General features: G+C 25.0%; 6 protein-coding genes. 1 reads left to right on the forward strand and 5 read right to left on the reverse strand.

Annotated elements, in window-relative coordinates; translation table 11 throughout:
- Positions 1–334: tyrosine-type recombinase/integrase (locus ACERKK_RS11290; protein ID WP_373773179.1), on the forward strand; the 334-nt coding region annotated here is incomplete at its 5' end.
- Positions 335–338: 4 nt separating this feature from the next.
- Here ACERKK_RS11290 and ACERKK_RS11295 read toward each other — a convergent pair.
- From ACERKK_RS11295 to hemW, 5 genes are all read right to left on the reverse strand, one after another.
- Complete coding sequence (locus tag ACERKK_RS11295) at positions 339–620, reverse strand: hypothetical protein (protein ID WP_373773180.1); 282 nt, start codon at positions 618–620, stop codon at positions 339–341.
- Between the two features lie 12 nt (positions 621–632).
- Complete coding sequence (locus ACERKK_RS11300; RefSeq protein ID WP_373773181.1) at positions 633–1,061, reverse strand: hypothetical protein; 429 nt, start codon at positions 1,059–1,061, stop codon at positions 633–635.
- Positions 1,062–1,111: 50 nt separating this feature from the next.
- The gene (locus ACERKK_RS11305) at positions 1,112–3,079 is read right to left on the reverse strand and encodes a M3 family metallopeptidase (RefSeq protein WP_373773182.1); all 1,968 of its coding nucleotides are present in this window, start codon (positions 3,077–3,079) and stop codon (positions 1,112–1,114) included.
- 13 nt (positions 3,080–3,092) lie between these two features.
- Positions 3,093–3,920 (reverse strand): peptide chain release factor N(5)-glutamine methyltransferase, encoded by an 828-nt coding sequence (gene prmC / locus ACERKK_RS11310; protein ID WP_373773183.1) that lies wholly within the window; start codon positions 3,918–3,920, stop codon positions 3,093–3,095.
- Between the two features lie 16 nt (positions 3,921–3,936).
- Positions 3,937–4,824: radical SAM family heme chaperone HemW (hemW, locus tag ACERKK_RS11315; RefSeq protein ID WP_373773184.1), on the reverse strand; the 888-nt coding region annotated here is incomplete at its 5' end.

The following is a 4,824-nucleotide window of genomic DNA, read 5'->3' on the forward strand; positions in this document are numbered from 1 at the left end:
AATGATTAAATCAAAAGTTATTGAAAATGATTTAAAAAATTGGTTAGATATTAGAGTTTGTGATGATGATTTTTTAGTTTGTAATAAATCTGGAAATAGGTTAACTCAAAGTTATGTAAGTAGAACAGTAGAAAAAATATTAATAAGTGCAGGAATTAGAAAAGAGAAAAATGGTGCTCATATGTTAAGACACTCTTTTGCAACTTTGCTTTATTCTAAACATCATGATTTAATATTAGTTCAAGAAGCACTAGGTCATGCAGATATAAATACATCAAGAATTTATACACATTTTGATAAAGATAAACTAAAAAAAGCCACAGAAATTTTTTAGGAAACTACCAAAAAGAGGTAGTTTCTTGATTAGCAGTGAAATCATTGTCTATTTCTAAATAGATATTTTCACTGTAATCAATGTATAAGCTATATTCCCCTATTACTAGAGTGTTTTCTATATCTCTTCTATTTAAATATATATTATCATCATTATCTTCACATAAATCTTTTAAATAATATTCAACCATAGAAGGAGCCATTGAATTAATGGCCTCTTCTAAATAATTAAAATCTTTGACATTAAAAGTATGATATAAAGAATGCTTATTTAATATTGAAATCATAGATTTTATATCTTAGTTATTAAAACCGTTTAATAATGAAGCCATTCTATTTAAATCAATTTTATTACTATTTTCATCTTCTTTTTTTTGCTCTTCAACTTTTATATCTGATTGAGAATTAAAACTTCCATTAGAATTATTTTGTGGTTTTTCACTACTGTTATTAGAATTTGAATTTGTAGAATTTACTTTGTTATTTAATAAACCCTCTATTTTACCTAACATAGAATTTATATTAGAATTATCTGCTTCTGTATTTGTTTTAAATTCTTTCACATTGTATTCTAAATCTTCTTTTGTTGATTCTAAATCTAATACTTCATCTTCTAATTCATTTATTCTTACTTTTAAATTTGTATTGTCATTTTGAAGTTCTTCATATGCTTTTATTAAAGTATTTAAAGCTTCATTAAGTTTTTGAATTGTTTGCGTATTTGTCATTCTCATTAATCCTTATAGGTTGTATTCGTGTAAACGTATTATTGCAAATTTTAGCTAATAATTCCATCAATTTTTAGTAAAGAATCAACACTTGGCTCTCTTTGTGCAAAATCTAAAAATAATTGGTCCATATTTTTAGAACCACCCTTACTTAATATTGTATTTTTGTATTTTAAACCTAATTCTTTATTGAAAATATTTTCTGATTCAATAAACATATAAAAGGCATCTGCACTTAAAACTTCTGCCCATTTATATGAATAGTATCCAGCAGAATAGCCACCTGCAAATATATGAGAGAATCCATTTTGAAATTTATTATATGATGGTGGAATTAATGCTGAAAACTCATTTCTAATCTCATCTAATAAATCCTGTATTTCATCTTCCGTTTTGTATAGCTTTTGATATAGTTTAAAATCAAACAGTGCAAATTCAACTTGTCTAACTAAAGCAAGAGATGATTGGAAGTTTTTAGCTTTGATAATTTTATCAATTGCCTCATCATCTAAAACATTTTTTGTTTCATAATGTTTTGCAAATAATCTTAATACTTCTTTATCATAAGCAAAGTATTCTAAAAACTGAGATGGAAACTCAACTGTATCCCATGCAACTCCTGAAATACCACTTACAAATGGTTCAGAAACTTCACTTAATAAATGATGTAATGCATGACCCATTTCATGAAATAAAGTAACAACATCTGAATGTCTTAATAAAGAAGGTGTTTCTTCAGTTGATTGAGGGAAGTTACAAACAATATATGCAGTTGGTAGATGCTTATTACCTTTTGAATCTGTATAGTGTGAGTGCCAGTTATTCATCCATGCACCACCTCTTTTTTCTTCTCTTGATTCTAAATCTATAAAAATACGCCCTATTATATTTTTATCATTACTTAAATCATATACAGTTACTTTTTCATCCCATGAGTTTACATCTACTTTTGTAAAAGTAATATTGAACATTTGTTTTAAAAAATCAAAAAAACCATTTAAAACAGATTGTTGTTCAAAATATGGTCTATAGTACTCTTCATCTAAATCATACTTAGCTTTTTTTAATTTTTCTGAATAATATGACATATCACTTGATCTAAAATCTGTGATTCCATCTTTACTTGCAAGTTCAATAATTTCTGCTAATTCTTCTTTTGCTTTTACTTTACCTTTATGTCCTAACTCTTCTAAAAATGAAATTACATCACTTTCATTATTTGCCATTTTTGTTTCTAATGAATATTGTGCATAAGAATTAAAACCTAAGATTTTAACTTTTTCATCTTTTAATTTTAAAATCTCTTCAATTATTTTTCCATTTTGAGGAGCTCTTGTTGAATAAGCTTTATATAATTCTTCTCTTTTTTCTCTTGATGTTCCATATGTAATATATGCTAAATAAGATGGAATTTGTAAAGTAAATTTATATTTAGTTTTTCCATCTTCTTCAAATTTTGCTAATTGTAAATCTGATTTTGGAATCTCTTTTACATCTTCAAAATCTTCAATTATTAACTCATAATCTTTTGTAGCATTTAATAAGTTTTGAGAGAACTTATGAGATAACTCACTAAGTGCTAAATTTAGTTCCTCTAATCTTTTCTTTTTATCATTACTTAAGTGTGAACCAGAAAGTTTAAAATCTCTTATCTCATTTTCAATAACTTTATTTTGTATATCATTTAATGTATTTTTACTCTTATCTTGTATATCTTTTAAAGATGTATATATATTATCATTTTGAGATATTTCACTTTCGTACTTTGATATAATTGGTAAGCACTCTTCATAAACTTTTGTTGTTACATCAGAATTTTTTACAGAGTCAATATGAAATATTGGAGTAATAAAATCATTTATACACTCCCCTATTTCCTGATATGGTAAAACAAAATTTTCATATGTTTTATTTTCTATTTCTAATAAATCATTTATTTCTTTTCTACTTTTATTTAAAAGTTCTTCTAATATATCTTTTGATTTTTCTAAATTTTCTAAGTTAAATTCTTTAAACATTTTTTATCCTTTTTTAGTTTTTAAATTCTAGAGTAAAACCTCTATCAAAATTTTCGTAGTCTTTGTAAAATGAATACTCTTTTATATCAAAAGATTTAAAGTATTCTTCTAAAGGTTTCTTTTGATCATATCCCATCTCACAAAGAAGATATGATATTTTCTTTTTATTTGTTTGTGTAATTATATCTTTTAAAAGTTCATCACCAATACTGCCTCCAAATAATGCATTTGATGGTTCATACTTTACATTAGTTGGTAATTCATAATTATTAGCAATATAAGGAGGATTTGAAATTGTTAGAAAAATATTTTCTTCTGGTACATTTTCATATAAATTACTTAGTCTAAACTCTATTCTATCTTCAACATTATGTTTAATTGCATTCTCTTTTGCTAAAGCTAAAGCTTTTTCATTTATATCAACAGCTATTATTTTTATATTCTTAATTAATAAAGCTAACATTACAGATATAATTCCTGAACCTGTTCCAATTTCTAAAACTAATGATTCTTCTTTTTTATCTTTAAATATTTCTACTGCATTATCAATTAATAGTTCTGTTTCAGGACGAGGAATTAAAACACCCTCTTTTACAATAAAACTTTCACCATAAAATGATGCTTTATTGATAATATATTCTAATGGGTAATTTGTCGCTCTTTTTTTAACTAATTTCTCTAACTCTTTTTCTTGTTCAAACTTTTCATTATAGTTTAGATGAAGCCAAATTGTATTTTTTTGTAAAATATGTAACATTAATATTTCAACTTCTTTTGCTGGTATATGTGTTACTTCTCTTAAATCTTTTGTATACTTTTTTATAGTGTCTTTTATTGTCATAAATTTTTTACCTTTTCTAATCTAAAATAAATAATGCTAATTCATCTGATAATAAGAAATTTTTATTATAAACTCTATTGTTTTTAATAAAAAGCTTATCATATTCAATTAATTCTTCTATTTTTCCTCTCTCTTTTTCATTAAATAACTCTAATTCTATGCCATTTAGACATCTTAAGCCAAGTAGAATTTTTTCAGTTTTTATATCTAAATCATCAATATTTTCATACTCCATATCAAAAGGATTTTCAATATATTTTTCAATATCTTTTGGTGGATAATATCTACGTTTATTTATATATCCAACAGCACCTGCACCAATACCTAAATACTCTTTATGTTGCCAGTATCCATAGTTATGTTTTGATTCATATTTTTTATCTTTTGCAAAGTTTGATATCTCATATTGAGTAAAATTATTTTCTGCAATATGTTCAAAAATTTTATAAGATAAATCTTCATCATCAATTTTTACATGGCTAGTATTAAAGAATTTTGTTCCTTCTTCTATTGTCAAAGAATAAGCACTTAAATGAGTAATAGGAAGTGCAAAAGCTTGATTAAAATCTTCTTTCATACTTTCTAGTGTATCTCCTTGCACACCATAAATAATATCACAGTTAATCCCATTAAAACCTATACAAGATGCATTTTGTATAGCTTTTATAGCACTTTTATTATTGTGAGATCTTCCTAGGAACTTTAGCTTTTCATCATCAAAACTTTGCACTCCAAAACTTACTCTATTTACCCCATATTTATGCATATTTTCAAGCCATTCATATGATGCTGAATTAGGATTTGCTTCTGTTGTAATTTCTGCATTTTCTATTAAATATGGTTTAACCATATTAATTATTTCTTCATATTCATAGTGCTTTACACAAGAAGGAGTACCTCCTCC

The sequence above is a fragment of the Poseidonibacter sp. genome, assembly GCF_041821165.1.
Lineage (GTDB): Bacteria > Campylobacterota > Campylobacteria > Campylobacterales > Arcobacteraceae > Poseidonibacter.

What these genes read in the sequence shown, in the direction of transcription:
- ACERKK_RS11295 (WP_373773180.1), bottom strand. Translation starts at nt 620, where the DNA reads ATGATTTCAATATTAAATAAGCATTCTTTATATCATACTTTTAATGTC.
- ACERKK_RS11300 (WP_373773181.1), bottom strand. Translation starts at nt 1,061, where the DNA reads ATGACAAATACGCAAACAATTCAAAAACTTAATGAAGCTTTAAATACT.
- ACERKK_RS11305 (WP_373773182.1), bottom strand. Translation starts at nt 3,079, where the DNA reads ATGTTTAAAGAATTTAACTTAGAAAATTTAGAAAAATCAAAAGATATA.
- prmC (WP_373773183.1), bottom strand. Translation starts at nt 3,920, where the DNA reads ATGACAATAAAAGACACTATAAAAAAGTATACAAAAGATTTAAGAGAA.